The organism is Aeromicrobium sp. 10G20-16 (genome assembly GCF_055809665.1).
In genome coordinates this window covers 3,174,992-3,193,536 of record NZ_CM147919.1, presented here as the reverse complement: position 1 = coordinate 3,193,536, position 18,545 = coordinate 3,174,992, and the positions used below count along the sequence as shown (strand labels likewise).

Genomic DNA, 18,545 nt, shown 5'->3' with positions numbered 1-18,545 from the left:
TGCGTGTGGGTGGGGTGGCGGTCAGGCGCCGGCGCGGGTGAAGCCGGCCGCCTCGGCCGACTCGGGCGTGTCGAACCAGACCTCGGCGATCGTCTGCTCGTACCACTGGCCGTCCTCGGTGTGGTACTTGCCGGAGTCGGCGTTGCCCTTGACCGGGTAGCCCTTGGGGGCGTTGCCGCTCTTGAGCGGGGCCTTGGAGCCGGGACCGAACGGGGCGGTGGCGGTGGCACCCTCGGGCGGCGTGACGCCGGCTCCGGTGGTGGTGGCCGGCGAGGCGGGAGCCTCCGCGGCCGGGGCGGCGTCGACCGGGGCGGTCTCGGCGGCAGCGGCCTTCTCGTCGGTGGCGGGAGCGTCGACGGCGGCGGCCGGAGCAGCGGTGGCTGCAGCGGCGTCGGCGTCCTTCTTCTCCAGCAGCTCGCGCTCCCAGTCGGCCAGGGGCTCGTCGGCGCCGAGCTCGGTGCCGGCCTCCTCCTCGCCGGTCTTGCTGCCACCGCGGGCGATCAGGCCCTCGGCGACGGCGTCGGCGATGACGCGGGTGAGCAGGCCCACCGAGCGGATGGCGTCGTCGTTGCCCGGGATCGGGTAGTCGACGTCGTCGGGGTCGCAGTTGGTGTCGAGGATCGCGACGATCGGGATGCCGAGCTTGCGCGCCTCGTCGACGGCGAGGTGCTCCTTCTTGGTGTCGACGATCCAGACGGCGGCCGGGGTGCGGCCCATCTCGCGGATGCCGCCGAGGGTGCGCGTGAGCTTGGCGTGCTCACGGCTCATCTGCAGCAGCTCCTTCTTGGTGCGGTTGGAGCCGGCGACGTCGTCGAAGTCGATCTCGTCGAGCTCCTTCATGCGCTGCAGGCGCTGGTGCATCGTCGAGAAGTTGGTGAGCATGCCGCCGAGCCAGCGCTGGTTGACGTAGGGCATGCCGACGCGCTTGGCCTGCTCCTCGATCGGCTCCTGCGCCTGGCGCTTGGTGCCGACGAACAGGATCGTGCCGCCGCGGGCGACGGTGTTCTTGACGAACTCGTACCCGGCGTCGATGTAGGCCAGCGACTGCTGCAGGTCGATGATGTAGATGCTGTTGCGCTCGGTGAGGATGAATCGCTTCATCTTCGGGTTCCACCGACGGGTCTGGTGCCCGAAGTGAACGCCGCTCTCGAGCAGCTGGCGCATGGTGACGACGGCCATGGTCGTACCTCCTTGTGGCACACGTGTGCCATTCCTGGTTGTGTTCCACCGACGGTTGTCGGCGGCCTGGCACCCGTGCAACGTGGCCCGCTCCTCACCGTGGTGGGGAGACCAGGACCGCGTCCGGCTTTCAGCTCTCGCGTCAAGACGGGGACGGGCGCGCGAATTTCACTTCCGAAGAAGTGATGGCACCACTGTACGGCAGGTCGCAGCCAGCAGAGAAATCGGCGGGATCCACAGATCGAGGAATCGACCGCTCCGTCCACAGCTCGCGTCCGAGCGCTGGCACCGCACCAGCGCAGGATCGAGTCTCGACGCATGCGAAACCTTCGTGTCCTGCTCGTCCTGACCGTCATGGCGGCCTGCACGGCGATCGCCATCCCGGCCGTCGCTGCGGAGTCGTGGACCTGGCCCGTGGGACGGGCCGGCCTCGGTCGCACCTTCGACCCTCCGGCCACCGAGTACGGGGCCGGGCACCGCGGCATCGACATCGCGGCGCGCGCCGGCACCCCCGTCCGGGCGGTGGCTCCGGGCACCGTGGCGTTCGTCGGCCGGGTGGGATCGGTCGACGTCGTGACCATCGACCACGGCGACCAGCGATCGACCTACCAGCCCGTGAGCGCCGGCGTCCGCCAGGGGGACGCCATCGAGCGCGGCCAGGTCATCGGCACGCTGCAGCCCGGGCCGAGCCACTGCCCCGGCCCGTGCCTGCACCTGGGACGCGTCGCCGACGACGAGTACCTCGATCCTCTCGACCTGCTGGGCGGCGGACGGTTCCGGCTGATCTCCCCCGAGGGCCCGCCACCGCCGCCTCCTGCCGGTGCCGGCGGCGTGCTCCGACGGCCGGTGGCCGGCCCCGTGTCGTCGCCGTACGGCATGCGGGTGCACCCCATCACCGGTGTGCGCAAGCTGCACGACGGCACCGACCTCGCAGCACCGTGCGGCACCCCGGTGCACGCGGCCGCAGCGGGAGTCGTGACGCGAACGCCCACCGACGGCGCCTACGGCCGGCGGGTCGTCATCGACCATCGTGGTGACCTCGAGACCGGGTACGCCCACCTGTCGTCGCGATCGGTGCGTCGCGGCGACCGGGTGTCGGCCGGCCAGGTCGTCGGACGCATCGGCGCCACCGGCTTGGCCACCGGGTGTCACCTGCACTTCATGGTGCTGCGCGGGGGCCACACCGTGGACCCCGCGCAGCTCCTGTAGCAGCTGGACGAGAGGTCAGCTGACGTACTCGGTCTCCAGCGTGATCTCGACGCCGGACAGGGCCTTGCTCACGGGGCAGCCGGCCTTGGCGTCGGCCGCGGCCTTCTCGAATCCGGCCTCGTCGAGGCCGTTGACCTCACCGGTCACCTTGAGGGCGATGCCGGTCAGCTTGAAGCCACCGTCCGAGGAGTCCGGGCCGAGCGAGACGTCGGCGGTCACCTCGAGCGACTCCGGCGTGCCGCCCGCGGCCGCGATCAGGGCCGAGAGCTGCATCGCGAAGCACGACGAGTGCGCCGCGGCGATGCAGCTCCTCGGGGCTGGTCGTGCCGCCGGCGTCGTCAGCAGCGCGCTTGGGGAACGAGACGTCGTACGTGGCGATCTTGGAGCTGGTCAGCTCGACCTGGCCGGAGCCCTCCTCGAGGGTGCCGTTCCAGGCGGTGCGTGCGGTACGTGTGGGCATGTCTGCTCCTCTGATGGCGGATGCTCGGTGTCGTGCACCAGAATGTCTTGTGCACAAGATGAACGTACACACGTGATATCGTCCACGCAAGGCAGGAGGCCCAGATGACGACCACACCCACGGCGCGCAGCGCCACGATCGACGACCTGCTGTGCTTCGACCTGTACGCGGCATCGCGGGCCGTCACCGCCTGCTACCGGCCCCTGCTGGGCGAGCTGGGCCTGACCTATCCGCAGTACCTGGTCGTGCGACTGCTCAGCGACGGGCCGGCCCGCCCGGTGTCGGCCATCGCACGCGAGCTGCACCTGGACCACGGCACGCTCACTCCCCTGCTGCGCCGTCTGGAGTCGTCGGGGCTGCTCAGCCGCACGCGCAGCACCGACGACGAGCGCGTCGTCGACATCGACCTCACCGCCGCCGGACGCGAGCTGTCCGCACGCTTCGACGACCTCGACTGCCAGATCCGCGACGCCATGGGTCTCGACGAGTCCGCAGCCCGCGACCTCCAGTCCCGCCTCCGCACCCTGATCGACGCCCTCCCCTGCTGAAGCCCCGAATTTTGCGGGCTGAAGCACCGTTCCTCAGGTCGAGAACCGTGCCTGGGCCCGCAAAATTCGGGGCTTTAGGCGCGGGGGTGGGCGAGCTTGTAGGCGCTGCGGAGACGCTCGGTGCTGACGTGGGTGTAGATCTGCGTGGTGCCGAGCGACGCGTGGCCGAGGATCTCCTGCACCGACCTCAGGTCAGCGCCCCCCTCGAGCAGATGCGTGGCCGCGGTGTGCCGCAGCGCGTGCGGACCCAAGTCGGGTGTTCCCTCCACGGCTGACAACCGATCGTGCACCACCCGGCGCACCGCTCGCTGATCGATGCGGGCTCCACGGACGCCGAGGAACAGGGCGGAGCCGCTGCCGTCGACGACGAGTTCGGGACGGCCGCGTTCGACCCACAGGTCGAGGGCATCGGAGGCCGGACCGCCGAACGGCACCGTCCGCTCCTTGCGGCCCTTGCCGAGGACGCGCACCACGTTCCGGCCGCGATCGACGTCGTCGACGTCCATCGCGGCCAGCTCACCCACGCGGATGCCCGTCGCGTAGAGCAGCTCGAGCATGGCGAGGTCGCGCAGGCCTGCCGCACCGTCGGTGACCAACGCCTCCGTGGCGGCGTCCAGCACGGCGCGGATCTCGACCAGCGACAGCGCCTCGGGCAGCTCGCGGTGCGCCTTGGGGCTGACCAGGAGCGCACCGGGATCGGCCTCAGCCCGGCCGGTCCTCGCCAGCCACGCCGTGAACACCCGCGCCGCCGTCCCGCGCCGAGCGATGGTGGTCCTGGCCCGGCCGAGCGTCTGCTGGGTGGCCAACCAGCTGCGCAACGAGCGGATCGTCAGGTCGGCCGGGTCGGCGATCCCGAGGCGGCCGCAGTGCTGCGCCAGGTTGGCCAGGTCCACGAGGTAGGCGCGGACCGAATGGGCGGACAGGTCCCGCTCGGCGACGAGATGCTGCTCGTACTCGCCGAGGACCCGCGCCCACGCCTCGCTGAGATCCGGCGCATCCGTCATGACTGCAGTCTGCCGTCGAGGAGCTCGAGCTCCTCGGACCGCGTGAGACCGGCGCGCCGTGGACGATCGAGTCCGCGCTCGCGCTCGTCGACCAGGACGTCGGCCAGCGTGTCCTCGAGCGGTCGACGCTCCAGCCCTGCGGCCAGGATGCGGGCATCGTCCATCAGGCCCATGCCGTGGTGCGACGCAGGGAGCCACAGCGGGAGTGAGCGGTCGCCCATCCACGGCTGGACGCCGTGGTCAGCGAGGACGTCCGGTGCCACCGACACCTGTTCCCCGGCGGCTGCGGTCGCCCCGGAGAGGTCCAGCAGCGCACCGACCGTGGTGGGCCGATCCACGGCGTTGACGATCCCGGATCGACGTGCGAACGACGCCACGACGAGCCACTGCGCGAGGTCGCGGACGTCGATGACCTGGGCTGGCTGGGTCGGCACGTCGGGCACGAGCACCGGACCATCGCCGGCCAGCGTATGACGGGCGACGTAGTAGCCGAGGCGATCCGACGGGTCGCCCGGCCCGCCGATCAGACCCGCTCGCACGATCAGCGAGCCCGGCAGGGACTGCACAGCGCGCTCGCAGGCGACCTTGCCCTCGCCGTACTGCTCGGGTCCCACCTCGTCGCCCTCGGCCGGATCGAGCAACCCGGAGTCCTCGGTCAGAGGCCCACTCTGGTCCGCATAGACCGAGCAGGTCGAGACGAACGTCCACTGCGACGCGGCGTCGCCCAGCGCCGCGACGGCCGCACGCACCTGCCCCGGTTGGCGAGCGACGTCGATGACGACATCCCAGCGCTGTCCCGCGACGCGATCGTAGGCGTGTGGGCGTGCTCGGTCAGCCACGACCAGCGTGGCGCCGGCCGGCACGTCTCCGGACTCGCCGCGCGCCAGGCACGTCACGTGATGACCCCACCGCACCGCGGCCCGGACCACCTCTCCCCCGAGCCACGAGGTCCCGCCGAGCACCAGCACGTCTCCCATGCTCGGAGCGAATCACGACCGGCGAGCCGGCGCCAGGGGTGTTCACGCCTGGCGTACACACTCACGCGGGCTGGGTGAGGCCGACGACCTCCTCGACGACCTCGGCGCCGCAGGTGACCAGCACCGCCTTGCCGGCGCGCACGGCGGCGTGGGCGCCGGCCGACCGTTGTGACGTGACCGGACCCGGCACCGCCATGGTGGCGCGTCCGAGCAGGTCGGCCCAGTGCAGCGTGTTGAGCGAGCCGCTGCGCTGCTGGGCCTCGACCACCACGGTGCCCTGCGACAGTGCCGCGATGATGCGGTTGCGCGACAAGAAGCGGTGCTTCAGCGGCGAGGCCCCCGGGGCTTGCTCGCTGACCACGAGCCCGCCCTCGTCGACGATGCGGTCCAGCATCGTGGTGTGCGCCTCCGGGTACACCCGATCGGCACCGCAGGCGAGGACGGCGACGGTGGGCCGATCGACGACCAGTGCGCCGCGGTGGGCACAGGCATCGATGCCGTAGGCCGCTCCGCTCACGACCGTGTGGCCGCCGGCCGCGAGGTCGGCGGCGATCTCACCGGCCAGCTCGGCCCCGTACGTGGAGCACGATCGGGCGCCGACCACGGCGACGGACCTGTCCACGAGCTGGTCGATGCGCGCTGCTCCACGGATCCACAGACCCAGCGGCGCACCTGCGGTGTCCTGCAGCGGCTCCACGTGATCCAGATCCTCCAGCTGTTCGGCCACTGAGGGTCACCGGGACACACCCATCGCAGCCCGGCTGACCCCGCACGATCGCGCGCCTGGTCGCGCAGTCGTTCGAGCTCGTCGGATCGGTCGCTCCACGACGTGGGCAGCTCGAACCCGTCGAGTCGCTCCCGGCCCAGCACGGCCTCCAGCACCCGTGACGGCGGGTGGACCTCGAGCAGGTCGCGCAGGCGTGGATCGCCCGGCTCGACCAGGAGGCTCAGCCCGAGACGTGCCGCGGCCTGGGTTCTCATGACGCCTGCACCAGGTCGCGCACCGAACCGCCGAGCGGGGTGCCCCGTCGCAGCGCCAGCCCGGCCTCGACGTCCTCGACCGTGGGCGTCTCGTGACCGGCGAGATCGGCTGCGGTCCAGGCCAACCTCAGCACGCGGTCGGCCGATCGGGGGTTGAGCGCGTGGCCCCGCAGCTGGGCGTCGATCAGCTCGCGTCCGGCCGGCAGCACCGGCCACTGTCGCCGCAGGTCGGCGCCCGGGACGTCGGCGTTGACCTGCCACGGGGTGCCTGCAAGCCGCGCGGACTGGCGTTCGCGAGCCGCGGTGACGGCTTCCTTGAGCGCTGTGCTGCTGCGCCCGTTGCCGACCGCGGCGGCCAGCTCGGGGCGCGCCGGCGCGGTCAGGGTGCGGTGGATGTCGATGCGGTCGCGGATCGGCCCGGACAGACGATCGGCGTACCGCCGGCGCATCAGCGGCGAGCACCGGCACTGCTCGCCGGCTGCTCCGTCGAGTCCGCACGGACACGGATTGGCCGCGAGGACGAGCTGGAAGCGGGCGGGATAGGCGGCCGTCTGCGCGGCTCGGGAGACCACGATCCGTCCGCTCTCCAGCGGCTGTCGCAACGCCTCGATGACGTTGGAGGCGAACTCGGGCGCCTCGTCCATGAACAGAACGCCGCGATGCGCCAGCGACAGCGCACCCGGACGAATCACCCGGCTGCCGCCTCCGACGATCGACACCGCGCTGGCGGTGTGGTGCGGGTCGAGGAAGGGCGGGCGCACCAGCAGCGGGGAGTCACTCGGCAGCACACCGGCGATCGAGTGCACCGCGCTGACCTCCAGGGACTGCTGGTGCGTCAGATCCGGCAGCAGCCCGGGCAGCCGCTGCGCCAGCATGGTCTTGCCGATTCCGGGCGGACCGGTCATGAGCAGGTGGTGGCCTCCGGCCGCTGCCATGACCACCGAGAGTCGCGCGTCCTCCTGCCCCGCCACGTCCAGCAGGTCGAGGTCAGCCAACCGGTCGGCCGACGTCCAGGCCGCTCCCCCGACCTCCTCCAGCGGCGGGACCGGCGGATCGTCGGGCTCCTCGGTGCCGGTGAGCAGGGCGACGGTCTGTCCGAGCGACCGCACACCCACGACGGTGACCGCGTCCACCAGCTCAGCCTCTGCGACGTTGACCTCCGGGACGAACACGCGATCGAAGCCCGCCTCGGCGGCCGCCAACGTGGCGGGCAGCACGCCGCGGATGGCGCGCAACCGACCGTCGAGCGCGAGCTCACCGAGGAACACCGCGTCCTTCAGGGCCGCTGCTGGCACGGTGTCCTGCGCGGCCAGCACGGCGAGGGCGATGGCGAGGTCGTAGTGCGATCCGCTCTTGGGCAGCGTGCTCGGAGCCAGGTTGATGGTGACGCGCTGGTCCGGCCACGACCGCCCGGAGTTGGCGATCGCCGAGCGACACCGGTCGCGGGCCTCGTTGACCATGACATCGGCCAGTCCGACGATGACGGTGCGCGGAAGACCACCGGAGATGTCGGCCTCTACCTCGATGGATCGGCCCGCCAGCCCGTCGAGCGTCACCGAGTGGGTCACGCCGGCCACCTCAGGCCACCCCCGCGATCCGCTCGACCACGGGCGCACCGGCCGTGGGCAGCACCACCGACACGACGTCGATGCGCACGGCCGGTGGATGGACGTCGTGCACGGCGAGCCACTCGGTGGCCAGGCGACGCAGCCGAGCCGCCTTGTGCCCCGTGACGGCCTCGAACGGACCGCCGTACCGCGTGGACGATCGCGTCTTGACCTCGCAGATCACCAGGGTGGACCCGTCGCGCGCGACGATGTCGATCTCGCCGAACCGGCAGGTCCACTGCCGCGCGAGCACGACCATGCCGAGCGACTCCAGGTGTCGGGCCGCCACCTTCTCGCCGTAGTCGCCGAGGCCCTTGTTGTGTGCGTAGGTCATGCCACGACCCTCGCCGCGGCGCGGTTCGGGAACCATCGTGCGTCTGCCCGCTGTGGACATCGAGGGCGAGCCCGACTGGCTGTGGACGGATAGGTTGGCCGCGTGGAGATGATCGCTGGCCCCCGCACGGGAACCCTCGACGACGCCCAGGTGCTCGATGCCTATCCGTGGCCCGACGGCCGCAGGTGGATCCGGGCCATGATGGTCACCACCCTGGACGGCGCCGCCGCCGGGCCCGACGGGCTCAGCGGGTCGATCTCGTCCGACGTCGACAAGCAGGTCCTCGACGCCGTGCGCCGCCTCGCCGACGTCGTGCTCGTGGGCGCCGGCACCATCCGCGCCGAGAAGTACGGTCCCATGAAGGCCAAGCCCGACGACGCCGAACGGCGCGCGGCGAGCGGCCAGGCACCGGCACCGGTCCTCGCGATCGTGACCGGTTCGCTCGATCTGGACCTCGACGACCCCCTGTTCACCGAGTCGACCATGCGCCCGTTGGTGATCACCGGCTCGACGGCCGATCGCCCACGCGTGGAGAAGGCGCGCGAGGTCTGCGACGTGGAGGTGACCGACGACGAGCACGTCGCGGCCAGCACCGTCGTCGACGTGCTCGAGAAGCGCGGGCTGCGCCACATCGTGTGCGAGGGCGGCCCGACCCTGCTGGAGTCACTGGTGGCCGACGGCCTGCTCGACGAGGCCGACATCACCGTCTCCCCCACGTTCGCCGGCACGGCGCAGACACCTCGCACCCACGGACTCGACCGGGTGGCCGAGTTCGAGATGCGCCACGTGCTGCACGCGGAGAAGCTTCCTGATGGTGCGCTACCTGCGACCGGAGTCGGCGTGATCGGTCTGCGCGAGCTGGTCGAGCTCGCCTCTCGCCATGCCGACGACCTGGACCATGCCGTGGCTCCACTTCGCATCGGCGACCGCACCTTCGAGACCGACACCGAACCGGTGGTCATGGGGGTGGTCAACCTCTCGCGCGACTCCACGTACCGCGAGAGCGTCGCCACCACCACGGAGTCCGCCATCCGCCGAGCGCGCGTGCTCACCGCACAGGGCGCCCACCTGATCGACCTCGGCGCCGAGTCCAGCAACGCCGACAAGGCGCGCGTCGAGCCGGCTGACCAGGTCGACAGCCTGGTGCCCGTGATCGAAGCGCTCGCCACCGACGACATCGCCGTCTCGGTCGAGAGCTACACGCCCGCCACCGTGCGATCCGCGCTGGCCGCCGGCGCCCGCGCGGTGAACCTCACCGGTTCCACCGACGACGACGCGATGTTCGACCTCGCGGCCGAGTTCAGCGCCACCGTCGTGCTGTGCCACGTGAACGGAGCGCACGCCCGCGCAGTCGACTCGCTGCGGGCCAGCGACGTCGTGGCCGACCCGTTCCCCGAGATGCTCGACCAGTTCTCCCGACGCATCGACAACGCGCGCACCCATGGCGTGGAGCACCTCGTGCTCGATCCGGGTGTGGGCTTCGGGTTCGCCATGGACGACCACGTGGCCCGTGCACGCCACCAGACATCGGTGCTGCTCAACTCGTTCCGGCTACGTCGTCTCGGGCTGCCGATCTGCCACTCGGTGCCGCACGCGTTCGACCTGTTCGAGGACCAGTTCCGCATCGCCGAGAGCTTCTTCGCCGTGCTGGCACACCTCGGCGGCACCGGCATGTACCGCACCCACGAGGTGCCGCAGATGGTCGCGGTGCTCGGTGCACTGCAGCGGCTGGACGTGCAGACCGACTAGAGCCCTGGGGTGGGCTACTTCGCGTCGGGGACCTTGACGTCGGAGTCCTGCAGCTCCTCGACGTTGACGTCCTTGAAGGTCAGCACCTTGACGTTCTTGGCGAACCGGGCCGGCCGGTAGATGTCCCAGACCCACGCGTCGGTCATGGACACCTCGAAGTAGGCGTCGCCGGTCTCGGAGCGCACCTTCACGTCGACGGCGTTGCACAGGTAGAACCGGCGATCGGTCTCGACCACGTACTTGAAGATCGAGACGACGTCGCGGTACTCGCGATACAGGGCGAGCTCCATCTCGGACTCGTACCGCTCCAGGTCCTCGGTGCTCATTGCTCGTGCCTCGTACTCATTGCTCGTGCCTCATGCGTGCGCCTCCATGGCGGCCTTGACGTTGACGTACTGGGTGCGGTGCTCCGAGCACGGGCCGTGGTCGCGCAGAGCCTGCTGGTGGGTCGGCGTGCTGTAGCCCTTGTGCGTGGCGAAATCGTATGCCGGGAACTGCTCGTGCAGCTGCACCATCATGCGGTCGCGTGTCACCTTGGCGATCACCGAGGCCGCCGCGATGGATGCCGAGACCCGATCGCCCTTCCACACCGCCAGACCGGGCACGCCCAACCCGTCGACGGGAAAGCCGTCGGTCAACACGTACGACGGCCGCACCGACAGCCTCCACAACGCCCGCCGCAACGCGGCGATGTTGGCCTGCTGCAGACCCATCCGGTCGCACTCGCCGGGTGCGACGACGACGACCGACACGTCGGCAGCGCGCTTCATGATCAGGTCGTAGCAGGCTTCGCGGCGCTTCTCGGTGAGCAGCTTGGAGTCGGCCAGTCCGGGGATCGCGCGATCGAGCACCACCGCTGCCGCCACCAGGGGGCCGGCGCACGCCCCACGACCGGCCTCGTCGACCCCGGCGACCACGTCGAAGCCCTGCCGCGACAAGGCCCTCTCGTAGCCGTACAGGCCGGCGTCACGGCGCACCGTGGCGCCACGTGCCAGTCGCGTCATGGGCTCTTGACGTCGTCGAACGTGCTGGGCGAGCGGATGAAGCCCGCGCGGCCGAGCGGCCACACGCGCAACCACGCCTTGCCGACGACGGCGTCCTGGGAGATGAATCCGCCGCCGGGATCGCCCAGGTGGGCTCGCGAGTCGGCGGAGTTGTTGCGGTTGTCGCCCATGACCCACAGATACCCCTGGGGCACCTTGACCTCGAACGGCATGGTGCGGGTCGCGGTCTCGTCGAGCAGGTAGGGCTCGTCCAACGGCGTCCCGTTGACCGTGAGCCTGCCCTCGGCGTTGCAGCACTTGACGGTGTCGCCCCCGACGCCGATGACTCGCTTGATGAGGTGGCCGCCGGTGGGATACAGACCAATGGCCTCCAGCGCGCGCTGCAGCCCGTTGCTCGCGCGCCGCGAATCGGCCTCGTCGAGCCAACCGCCGGGATCGTCGAACACCACGATGTCGCCGCGGTGGACGTCTCCGGCCCAGTACGACACCTTTTGCACCAGGATCTTGTCGTCCGGCTTCATGGTCGGTTCCATGGACTCGGACGGGATGTAGAAGGCCTGCAGGAAGAACGTCTTGACGATCACGGCCATGACCATGGCGGTGACGACGAGCAGGATCGACTCCTGCCAGACGGGAAGCTGACGCTTCTTCTGGGACGTCGCTTCGCGATGTTCAGTCACACGCTCGACTCTATCCGGTGAGTGTGCAGGTGGCCGTGCGGCCGGGCCGACCGCGGAGAGCGCGATCAGACGTCGCGCTTCTCCTTGATCTTGGCAGCCTTGCCGCGCAGGTTGCGCAGGTAGTAGAGCTTGGCGCGACGCACGTCACCGCGGGTGACGACCTCGATCTTGTCGATGACCGGGGTGTGCAGCGGGAAGGTGCGCTCGACGCCGACGCCGAAGCTGACCTTGCGCACCGTGAAGGTGCGGCCGATGCCGGAGCCCTGCACCTTGATGCAGACGCCCTTGAACACCTGCACACGCGAGCGCGAGCCCTCGATGACCTTGACGTGCACGTCCAGCGTGTCGCCGGCGCGGAACTCGGGGAGGTCGGTGCGCAACGATGCTGCAGCGACCTGATCGACGATGTTGGTCATGGGGGGCTCCTCGCTGGTGCCACAGGTCACCGACGGATGTGGTGAGAGTTCGAGAATGTCGGCGTCATCTCGACGTCGCCCCTGCGGCAGAGACGTCGGCGCCGACCTCCAAGTTTGCCACAGACACCGCCCGACCCCGAAATCGCCCACCCGGGGACCTCGTGGACGACAGCGCGCCCGCCGGGAGTCCCGACGGGCGCGCTTGACGTGCTGGGTGATCAGCTGAGGGCGTAGCCCTCCTCACCGTGCAGCACCGAGTCGATGCCGGCAGCCTCCTCGTCCTCCTTGATGCGGAAGCCGATGGTGGACTGGATCGCCTTGCCGAGGATGTACGCGACGACGAACGAGTACAGACCGATGGCGACCGCCGGGACGAACTGGACCACGAACTGGTCGAGGTTTCCGCCACCGGTGAACAGGCCCGTCTCCGTGGCGAAGAAGCCCAGGTACAGGGTGCCGATGAGGCCGGCGACGAGGTGGATGCCCACGACGTCGAGCGAGTCGTCGAAGCCCAGCTTGAACTTCAGCTCGATGGCGACGGCGCACACAGCACCGGCGAACAGGCCGAGCACGATGGCCCAGATCGGCGTCAGGTTCAGGCAGGACGGGGTGATCGCGACGAGGCCGGTGACGACACCCGAAGCGGCGCCGACCGAGGTGGCCTTGCCGTTCTTGAAGTGCTCCACCGTGATCCAGCCGAGCAGAGCCGCGGCGGGGCAGACGATCGTGTTGACCACGATCAGGGCGGCGTCGCCGTCGCTGGTGGCCGCGCCGGCGTTGAAGCCGAACCAGCCGAACCACAGGATCGCCGCACCGATGAGCACGAGCGGGACGTTGTGCGGCTTGTTGAGCTCCTTGCTGAAGCCGACACGCTGACCGAGCACCAGAGCGAGCGCGAGACCAGCAGCACCGGCGTTGATGTGCACCGCGGTGCCACCGGCGAAGTCGATCGTGCTGACGTCGTAGCCGAAGTGACCGCCGAGGCGGCCGACCCAACCGGTCATGCCGTTGTCGTCGAAGGAGAAGACCCAGCCGGCGACCGGGAAGTAGACCAGCGTCGCGAAGAGCCCCGCAAACAGCATCCAGGGGAAGAACCGGGCCCGGTCGGCGATCGCACCCGACACCAGCGCGACCGTGATGATCGCGAAGGTGGCGCCGAACGCAGCGCCCGCGAGGGTCACGCCGTCACCGGCCTTGGCCGCATCGGTGAGACCGAAGTCGCTGAACGGGTTGCCGAGGACCTCGGCGATCCAGTCGCTGCTGCCCCCGCTCAGGGTGGCCATGTTGAAGCCGTAGAGCATCCACAGGACGCCGACGAGACCGATCGAGCCGAAGCTGAGCATCATCATCGAGACGACGCTCTTGGCGCGAACGAGACCGCCGTAGAAGAAGGCGAGGCCTGGCGTCATGAAGAGCACCAGTGCTGCTGTGATCAGCAGCCAGAAAACGGGCAGTTCCATTGATTCAACTCTCCTGAGAGGGGGGTCCTCGGGGTGGACCCTGTGCAGGGCAGTGCAGCGTCGTTGCTGCGAGGAATACGAGCCTCAGTGTGGGTGCCCGAGGTTTTCTCAGCCTTGCTTCAGCATTGCGCGCGTGTTACGCCTGCCCCCTGCGGGTTACTTCGGTGTTTCGGCCCGCTCAGCCCTCGGAACGATCCCGACGCGCCCGGGTCCGCTCCTCGGCTCGCTCGCGTCGCCACGCGGCGATCGCTGCATGGTTGCCCGACAGCAGCACCTCCGGCACGTCGAGGCCGCGCCAGGAGGCGGGCTTGGTGAACACCGGGTACTCCAGCAGACCGTCGTCGCCGTGGGACTCCTCGTCCAGCGACGCGGGGTTGCCCATGAAGCCCGGCAGCAGCCGCACGACCGCCTCGATGATCGCCAGAGCGGCGACCTCTCCCCCGTTGAGCACGAAGTCACCAAGAGAGATCTCCTCGACCCGGTGTGCCGAGCCGGCGTGGTCGATGACCCGTTGATCGATGCCCTCGTACCGGCCACAGGCGAACATCAGGTGCTGCTCGGTGGCCAGGCGCTCGGCATCGCGCTGGGTGAAGGTGGCTCCCGACGGGGTGGGCACGATCACCACGGTGTCCGGGCAGGCGAGGGCGTCGAGCGCCTCACCCCACGGCTCGGGCTTCATGACCATGCCGGCGCCACCGCCGTAGGGGGTATCGTCGACGCTGCGGTGACGATCGTGGGTGAAGTCCCTCAGGTCGTGGACGGCCAGGTCGATCAGACCGGCCTCGCGGGCCTTGCCCGGCAGGGACAGGTCGAGCGCGTCGAGGTAGGCGGGAAAGATCGAGAGGACGTCGATCCTCATGACTCCGGCGCTTCCGCGGTGGCCTCGACGGCGGCCTCGGGGTCGATCAGGCCGGGGACGTCGGCGACGGTGACGAATCCGCCGGGCACGTCGATGTCGGGCACCAGCTCGGTGACGAACGGCACCAGCACCTCTCGACCGTCAGCGTCGACGGCGAGGGTGTCCTGGTCGGGCAGGTGCAGCACGGCGCTGACGGTGCCGACGACGTCGCCGTCCGGTCCGCCGCGGCGGACCTGCAGCCCGACCAGCTGGTGGTCGTAGAACTCGTCCGGGTCGTCAGGCAGCTCGGCGGGATCGATCTCGGCCTCGACGGTGACGCCGTGCAGCGTCTCGGCCGCGGTGCGGTCGGGGATCTGCTCGAACGCGACCAGCAGCTTGCCGGAGTGCCAGCGTATGGCCGACACGGTCAGGGTGCGCTGACCACAGACGAGCGACGAGCCCGGGGCGAAACGCCGCTCGGGCTCGTCGGTGCGCACGTCGACGCCGACCTCGCCACGCAGACCATGGGCCCGCGTGATGCGGCCGACGACGACGAACATGGACACGGGATCGACCTGTCGACGCGCGACGTCAGCGACGTCGGTCGACGTCCACGAAGTCGATGCGCGCACCGCCGCGACCGGCGATGGCACCTGCCACCTTGCGGATCGCGGTGGCGGTGCGGCCCTGACGGCCGATGACCTTGCCGAGGTCGGCCGGGTTGACCCGGACCTCGAACAGCTCGCCGTTGCGCGTCTGCTTGGCCCGGACCGAGACGTCGTCAGGTGTGTCGACGATGCCGCTGACCAGGTGCTCGATGACCTCGTCGATCGGAGCGGCCATGCTCAGGCGCCAGCCTCGTCGGCCTTGGGCTCCTCAGCCTTGGGCTCCTCAGCCTTGGGCTCCTCAGCGGGAGCGTCCTCGACCTTGGCCTCCTCAGCCGGGGCCTCCTCGACCTTGTCAGCCTTCTCGGCCTTCTTGGCGGCGGCCTTCTTGGTGGTCGCGTCGGTCTTGGGCTCGCTGTGGAGGTCCTTGAGCGCGTCCTGGAAGATGTCTTCCTTGCTGCGCTTCTCCTCGGCGACCTTCAGCGTGGACGTGCCGCCGATGTCGCCGGTGATCTTGAGCAGCGCGGCGACGGCCTCGGTGGGCTGGGCGCCGACGCCGAGCCAGTACTGGGCGCGCTCGCCGTCGACCTTGATGACCGAGGGCTCGGCCTTGGGGTTGTAGGTACCGATCTCCTCGATGACGCGACCGTCGCGCTTCTTGCGCGAGTCAGCGACCACGATGCGGTAGAACGGCGTACGAACCTTGCCCATGCGCTTCAGGCGAATCTTGACTGCCACGAGTGTGGTGTCTCCTTGGTATGTGATGGTGTGAACGGCTCGATCCGCGTGGGGACACGGTCAACCTGCTCGGTGGGCCGGTGCGCTGAGGATGAGAGGGGCCTCGTGCGCTCGGACTCAATCTCTCATTCTGCCAGACGCCACCGGCAGGCTCCAATTCGGCTCGGTCGCGCGACGGTGGTCGCTCAGAACGCGCCGTGCCGCCCCGCGCCGTCGACGAAGCGTCCGGCGCCGGCCTCGCCCTCGCTGAACACGACAGGGACGCCATGCACGGCCTCGGCCCTCAGCGCGTCGGCGAGGTCGAGGTCGGCCTGCGCGTACACCGAGGCGCGATCGACGAGCATGCACTCGTGGGGGAACGCGGCGATCTGATCGGCGATCTGGTGCGCGACCGTGAGCGACTCCCCCACCGGGACCACGCGGTTGGCCAGGCCCATCTGCAGCGCCTCGTGGGCGCCGACGGGCCGGCCGGTGAGGACCATGTCCAGCGCACGCCCCTGCCCGACGATGCGCGGCAGCCGCACCGTTCCTCCGTCGATCAGCGGCACGCCCCACCGTCGGCAGAACACGCCGAACACGGCGTCGTCCTCGACGACCCGCAGGTCGGCCAGCAGAGCCAGCTCGAGCCCACCGGCGACGGCATGACCCGCCACGGCCGCGATCAGCGGCTTGGTCAGCTGCATGCGGCTCGGGCCCATGGGGCCAGCGCCCCAGCCGGTGGGATCCAGGTCGGGGCGGCGGTCCGGGTCGGAGACGGCCGACAGGTCCGCCCCGGCGCAGAAGGTGTTGCCGGCACCGGTGAGCACCGCGACCTTCAGGGTGTCGTCGGCCTCGAAGCGTTCGAAGGCGGCCAGCAACGCGCGGGCCGTGGGACCGTCGACGGCGTTGCGCACGTCGGGCCGGTTGATGGTGATGGTGCAGACGTCGTCATCGGTGTCGAACTGCACGGCATCGTTCTGCTCGGAATCGCTCTGCTGGTCCATGGTCACGATCGTGCCCCAGCGGGGCGGGTCACCGGGTGCCGGGTCCTACCGTCTCGACCGCCTCGGCGATCAGCTGCTCGAGCGCGTCGTCCCACTGGTCGAGGTGGCGCAGCGTGACGCGGTGGGTGGTGACCTTCTTGGTGCTGGCGAACGACGTGCGCAGCCGAGGGTGCTTCGCCTCGCGCAGCAGGTCGACCTGCACCTCGAGGTAGTGGCTCTTCATGTACGCCGACGTGAAGATCCGCGCCCGCTTGTACTGGATCGTCGACGTGTGGACCTCCTCGGTGACGTCGTCGAAGGTGCGGCAGAAGTCGCGGTAGTGGGTGAGGAAGGCGAGGTCCTCGGCGTCGAGGCCGTCGGTGAGCTCGCTCCAGGTGCTGATGGCCATCGTGTGGCTCCCGTCGTGCTCGCGTACAGGTGATCACGACGATAGGCGTGCGGTGTGACAGATGGCGCGGTCAGGCGGATCTGGCGCGTTCGGCACGCCGTCGCCTGATCGCGATGTCCATGCGGTGGACGCGGACGGCCTCCCGATGGATCTGACGCCTCCGGCGCAGGTCGGCGAGCGGGGTGCGGTCGTGCCGGTCTGCGAACGCGAAGCCGCCGTGCCCGTCGGTGCGGATGACGAGCAGGTCGCGATGGACGAGGTGGTGACATCGTGAGCAGAGTCCGACGAGGTTGTCGAGGTCGGTGCGTCCGCCCCGGGACCACCAGACGACGTGGTGGATCTCGAGGTGGGTGTTTCGGCAGCCGGGGGCTGCGCACTGACCCTCTTGCCGGGCGAGGACCGCGCGGCGCTGCTTGCCGGTGGCCAGACGCCGTGTTCGGCCGACGTCGAGGACCTCGGATCGGCGGGTGATGAGCGGCGTGGTGTCGGCGTTGCATCCGACCATGGCGAGCAGCCCGGGTCCGACCGGTCCAAAACCGACGAGGGTGGCGGGGACCATCGGATCGGACCGCGTGCCGGGCGTGCGGGTGGCGGCCTGGTGCAGGGTCTCGGCATCGGCGATGACCGAGAGATGAGGTCGGACGCCCTTGTCGGAGGGCAGGCCGGCCGCCAGGATCTGCTCGCAGAGCTGGTCGACGGCGTCGATGCGGCGCTGCGCCCCGTTGCGCTGGTCGTCGGCGTCGGCCGGCGCGGAGAGCGAGTCGAGGACGGCCTTGAGCTTGGCGCCCACGTGGATGGGCAGCAGCCCGTTGACGTGGTAGCCACGAGGCACCGGAGCGACCTGGAGATCGGCCGCCTCCATGCCCTCGGCCCAGGCGCGGTCGAGCTCGTCGGGGTAGACGGCCTCGCGCAGCGCCTTGACGACGCGGAACAGCTCGCCCGGCTCACAGGTGTGGGCCACCTGCAGCAGCGGCTGCATCATCTCGGTGACATGACCCTCGCCGACGTGCTTGAGCCCATAGGTGAAGACGTTGATGTGGGCGGCTCGGATCTGACCACTCACGGCGGCCTCGGCGACCTCGGGCAGGCGGGCGAGCGTGGCGGCCGACCGACCCAACGCGGCGGCGTCGCGGGCGGAGAGCCGCAGGTGCAGCCGAGCCCAACCAGTGACCGACGAGGCACCCTCTGCCTCGAACCCGCGCGACTCGGACAACGCGGCCAGGTGCTCCGCCTTGGCGACGTCGAGCGCATCTTGGGCGGCCTGGATGGCCCGCAACGCATCGGCGTCAGCAGTCGAGCCCGCCAGGCGCGCCGCCTCGCGCAATGTGTCGACCACGACCCCCCGGTTCATGCATCCAGTGTACTCGAACACGTGTTCGATTGTC

Annotated in this window: 21 protein-coding genes and 2 pseudogenes; 3 read left to right on the top strand and 20 right to left on the bottom strand. The window is 70.2% G+C overall.

Translation table 11 applies throughout. The features are described 5' to 3' along the window. Positions 1-21: 21 nt before the first annotated feature. Together AC0L5F_RS16450 and rpsB are read right to left on the bottom strand one after the other, a co-directional pair. Positions 22-93, bottom strand: a pseudogene (locus tag AC0L5F_RS16450) (sunset domain-containing protein); the annotation flags it as partial. 138 nt (positions 94-231) lie between these two features. Next, positions 232-1,179 (bottom strand): annotated as a pseudogene (gene rpsB, locus AC0L5F_RS16445) (30S ribosomal protein S2); the annotation flags it as partial. Between the two features lie 318 nt (positions 1,180-1,497). On the opposite strand from rpsB, the gene AC0L5F_RS16440 reads away from it, so the two are divergent. Next, positions 1,498-2,388 carry a peptidoglycan DD-metalloendopeptidase family protein gene (locus AC0L5F_RS16440; RefSeq protein WP_473314506.1) on the top strand — a complete coding sequence of 297 codons (891 nt, stop codon included), beginning with the start codon at positions 1,498-1,500 and terminating at the stop codon, positions 2,386-2,388. 15 nt (positions 2,389-2,403) lie between these two features. Here the strand turns inward: AC0L5F_RS16440 and AC0L5F_RS16435 are convergent, their stop codons facing one another. Continuing rightward, positions 2,404-2,661 (bottom strand): OsmC family protein, encoded by a 258-nt coding sequence (locus AC0L5F_RS16435; protein WP_473314504.1) that lies wholly within the window; start codon positions 2,659-2,661, stop codon positions 2,404-2,406. A gap of 291 nt (positions 2,662-2,952) precedes the next feature. On the opposite strand from AC0L5F_RS16435, the gene AC0L5F_RS16430 reads away from it, so the two are divergent. Beyond that, complete coding sequence (locus AC0L5F_RS16430) at positions 2,953-3,396, top strand: MarR family winged helix-turn-helix transcriptional regulator (protein ID WP_473314503.1); 444 nt, start codon at positions 2,953-2,955, stop codon at positions 3,394-3,396. Positions 3,397-3,470: 74 nt separating this feature from the next. Here the strand turns inward: AC0L5F_RS16430 and AC0L5F_RS16425 are convergent, their stop codons facing one another. The 5 genes from AC0L5F_RS16425 to AC0L5F_RS16405 all read right to left on the bottom strand — a co-directional run bounded on the left by AC0L5F_RS16425 (position 3,471) and on the right by AC0L5F_RS16405 (position 8,299). After that, positions 3,471-4,400, bottom strand: coding sequence for a tyrosine recombinase XerC (locus tag AC0L5F_RS16425; protein ID WP_473314502.1), 930 nt, complete (start codon positions 4,398-4,400; stop codon positions 3,471-3,473). Beyond that, on the bottom strand, positions 4,397-5,377 hold the full coding sequence (locus tag AC0L5F_RS16420) for a Rossmann-fold NAD(P)-binding domain-containing protein (RefSeq protein WP_473314501.1): 981 nt from the start codon (positions 5,375-5,377) through the stop codon (positions 4,397-4,399). The genes AC0L5F_RS16425 and AC0L5F_RS16420 overlap by 4 nt, the downstream gene beginning before the upstream one ends. Positions 5,378-5,438: 61 nt before the next feature. Next, positions 5,439-6,074, bottom strand: a complete 636-nt coding sequence (gene dprA, locus AC0L5F_RS16415; RefSeq protein WP_473314500.1) for a DNA-processing protein DprA — start codon at positions 6,072-6,074, stop codon at positions 5,439-5,441. A gap of 280 nt (positions 6,075-6,354) precedes the next feature. Next, positions 6,355-7,926, bottom strand: a complete 1,572-nt coding sequence (locus AC0L5F_RS16410; protein ID WP_473314499.1) for a YifB family Mg chelatase-like AAA ATPase — start codon at positions 7,924-7,926, stop codon at positions 6,355-6,357. Between the two features lie 10 nt (positions 7,927-7,936). Next, positions 7,937-8,299, bottom strand: a complete 363-nt coding sequence (locus AC0L5F_RS16405) for a YraN family protein (protein WP_473314498.1) — start codon at positions 8,297-8,299, stop codon at positions 7,937-7,939. Positions 8,300-8,407: 108 nt separating this feature from the next. Between AC0L5F_RS16405 and AC0L5F_RS16400 the strand changes: the two genes are divergently transcribed. Beyond that, the gene (locus tag AC0L5F_RS16400; RefSeq protein WP_473316214.1) at positions 8,408-10,048 is read left to right on the top strand and encodes a dihydropteroate synthase; all 1,641 of its coding nucleotides are present in this window, start codon (positions 8,408-8,410) and stop codon (positions 10,046-10,048) included. A 14-nt stretch (positions 10,049-10,062) separates the two neighbouring features. Here the strand turns inward: AC0L5F_RS16400 and AC0L5F_RS16395 are convergent, their stop codons facing one another. The 12 genes from AC0L5F_RS16395 to AC0L5F_RS16340 all read right to left on the bottom strand — a co-directional run bounded on the left by AC0L5F_RS16395 (position 10,063) and on the right by AC0L5F_RS16340 (position 18,511). Next, entirely contained in the window at positions 10,063-10,374 is a 312-nt protein-coding gene (locus tag AC0L5F_RS16395) for a DUF2469 domain-containing protein (RefSeq protein ID WP_473314497.1), read from the bottom strand. Between the two features lie 30 nt (positions 10,375-10,404). After that, positions 10,405-11,052, bottom strand: a complete 648-nt coding sequence (locus AC0L5F_RS16390; RefSeq protein ID WP_473314496.1) for a ribonuclease HII — start codon at positions 11,050-11,052, stop codon at positions 10,405-10,407. Next, entirely contained in the window at positions 11,049-11,732 is a 684-nt protein-coding gene (lepB, locus tag AC0L5F_RS16385; RefSeq protein WP_473314495.1) for a signal peptidase I, read from the bottom strand. The genes AC0L5F_RS16390 and lepB overlap by 4 nt, the downstream gene beginning before the upstream one ends. A 65-nt stretch (positions 11,733-11,797) precedes the next feature. Further along, positions 11,798-12,148, bottom strand: a complete 351-nt coding sequence (gene rplS / locus AC0L5F_RS16380; protein WP_473314494.1) for a 50S ribosomal protein L19 — start codon at positions 12,146-12,148, stop codon at positions 11,798-11,800. Between the two features lie 218 nt (positions 12,149-12,366). Next, positions 12,367-13,608 (bottom strand): ammonium transporter, encoded by a 1,242-nt coding sequence (locus AC0L5F_RS16375; protein ID WP_473314493.1) that lies wholly within the window; start codon positions 13,606-13,608, stop codon positions 12,367-12,369. 178 nt (positions 13,609-13,786) lie between these two features. Continuing rightward, positions 13,787-14,467, bottom strand: coding sequence for a tRNA (guanosine(37)-N1)-methyltransferase TrmD (trmD, locus tag AC0L5F_RS16370; protein ID WP_473314492.1), 681 nt, complete (start codon positions 14,465-14,467; stop codon positions 13,787-13,789). Beyond that, positions 14,464-15,006: a ribosome maturation factor RimM gene (rimM, locus tag AC0L5F_RS16365; protein ID WP_473316213.1), complete on the bottom strand. Its 543-nt coding sequence runs from the start codon at positions 15,004-15,006 to the stop codon at positions 14,464-14,466. The genes trmD and rimM overlap by 4 nt, the downstream gene beginning before the upstream one ends. Positions 15,007-15,037: 31 nt before the next feature. After that, positions 15,038-15,289, bottom strand: a complete 252-nt coding sequence (locus AC0L5F_RS16360) for an RNA-binding protein (RefSeq protein ID WP_473314491.1) — start codon at positions 15,287-15,289, stop codon at positions 15,038-15,040. 2 nt (positions 15,290-15,291) lie between these two features. Further along, complete coding sequence (gene rpsP, locus AC0L5F_RS16355; protein ID WP_473314490.1) at positions 15,292-15,789, bottom strand: 30S ribosomal protein S16; 498 nt, start codon at positions 15,787-15,789, stop codon at positions 15,292-15,294. Positions 15,790-15,974: 185 nt separating this feature from the next. Continuing rightward, on the bottom strand, positions 15,975-16,772 hold the full coding sequence (locus tag AC0L5F_RS16350) for a crotonase/enoyl-CoA hydratase family protein (RefSeq protein WP_473314489.1): 798 nt from the start codon (positions 16,770-16,772) through the stop codon (positions 15,975-15,977). Between the two features lie 28 nt (positions 16,773-16,800). After that, entirely contained in the window at positions 16,801-17,160 is a 360-nt protein-coding gene (locus AC0L5F_RS16345) for a DUF5655 domain-containing protein (protein ID WP_473314488.1), read from the bottom strand. 70 nt (positions 17,161-17,230) lie between these two features. Beyond that, on the bottom strand, positions 17,231-18,511 hold the full coding sequence (locus AC0L5F_RS16340; protein WP_473314487.1) for an HNH endonuclease: 1,281 nt from the start codon (positions 18,509-18,511) through the stop codon (positions 17,231-17,233). Positions 18,512-18,545 lie beyond the last annotated feature (34 nt).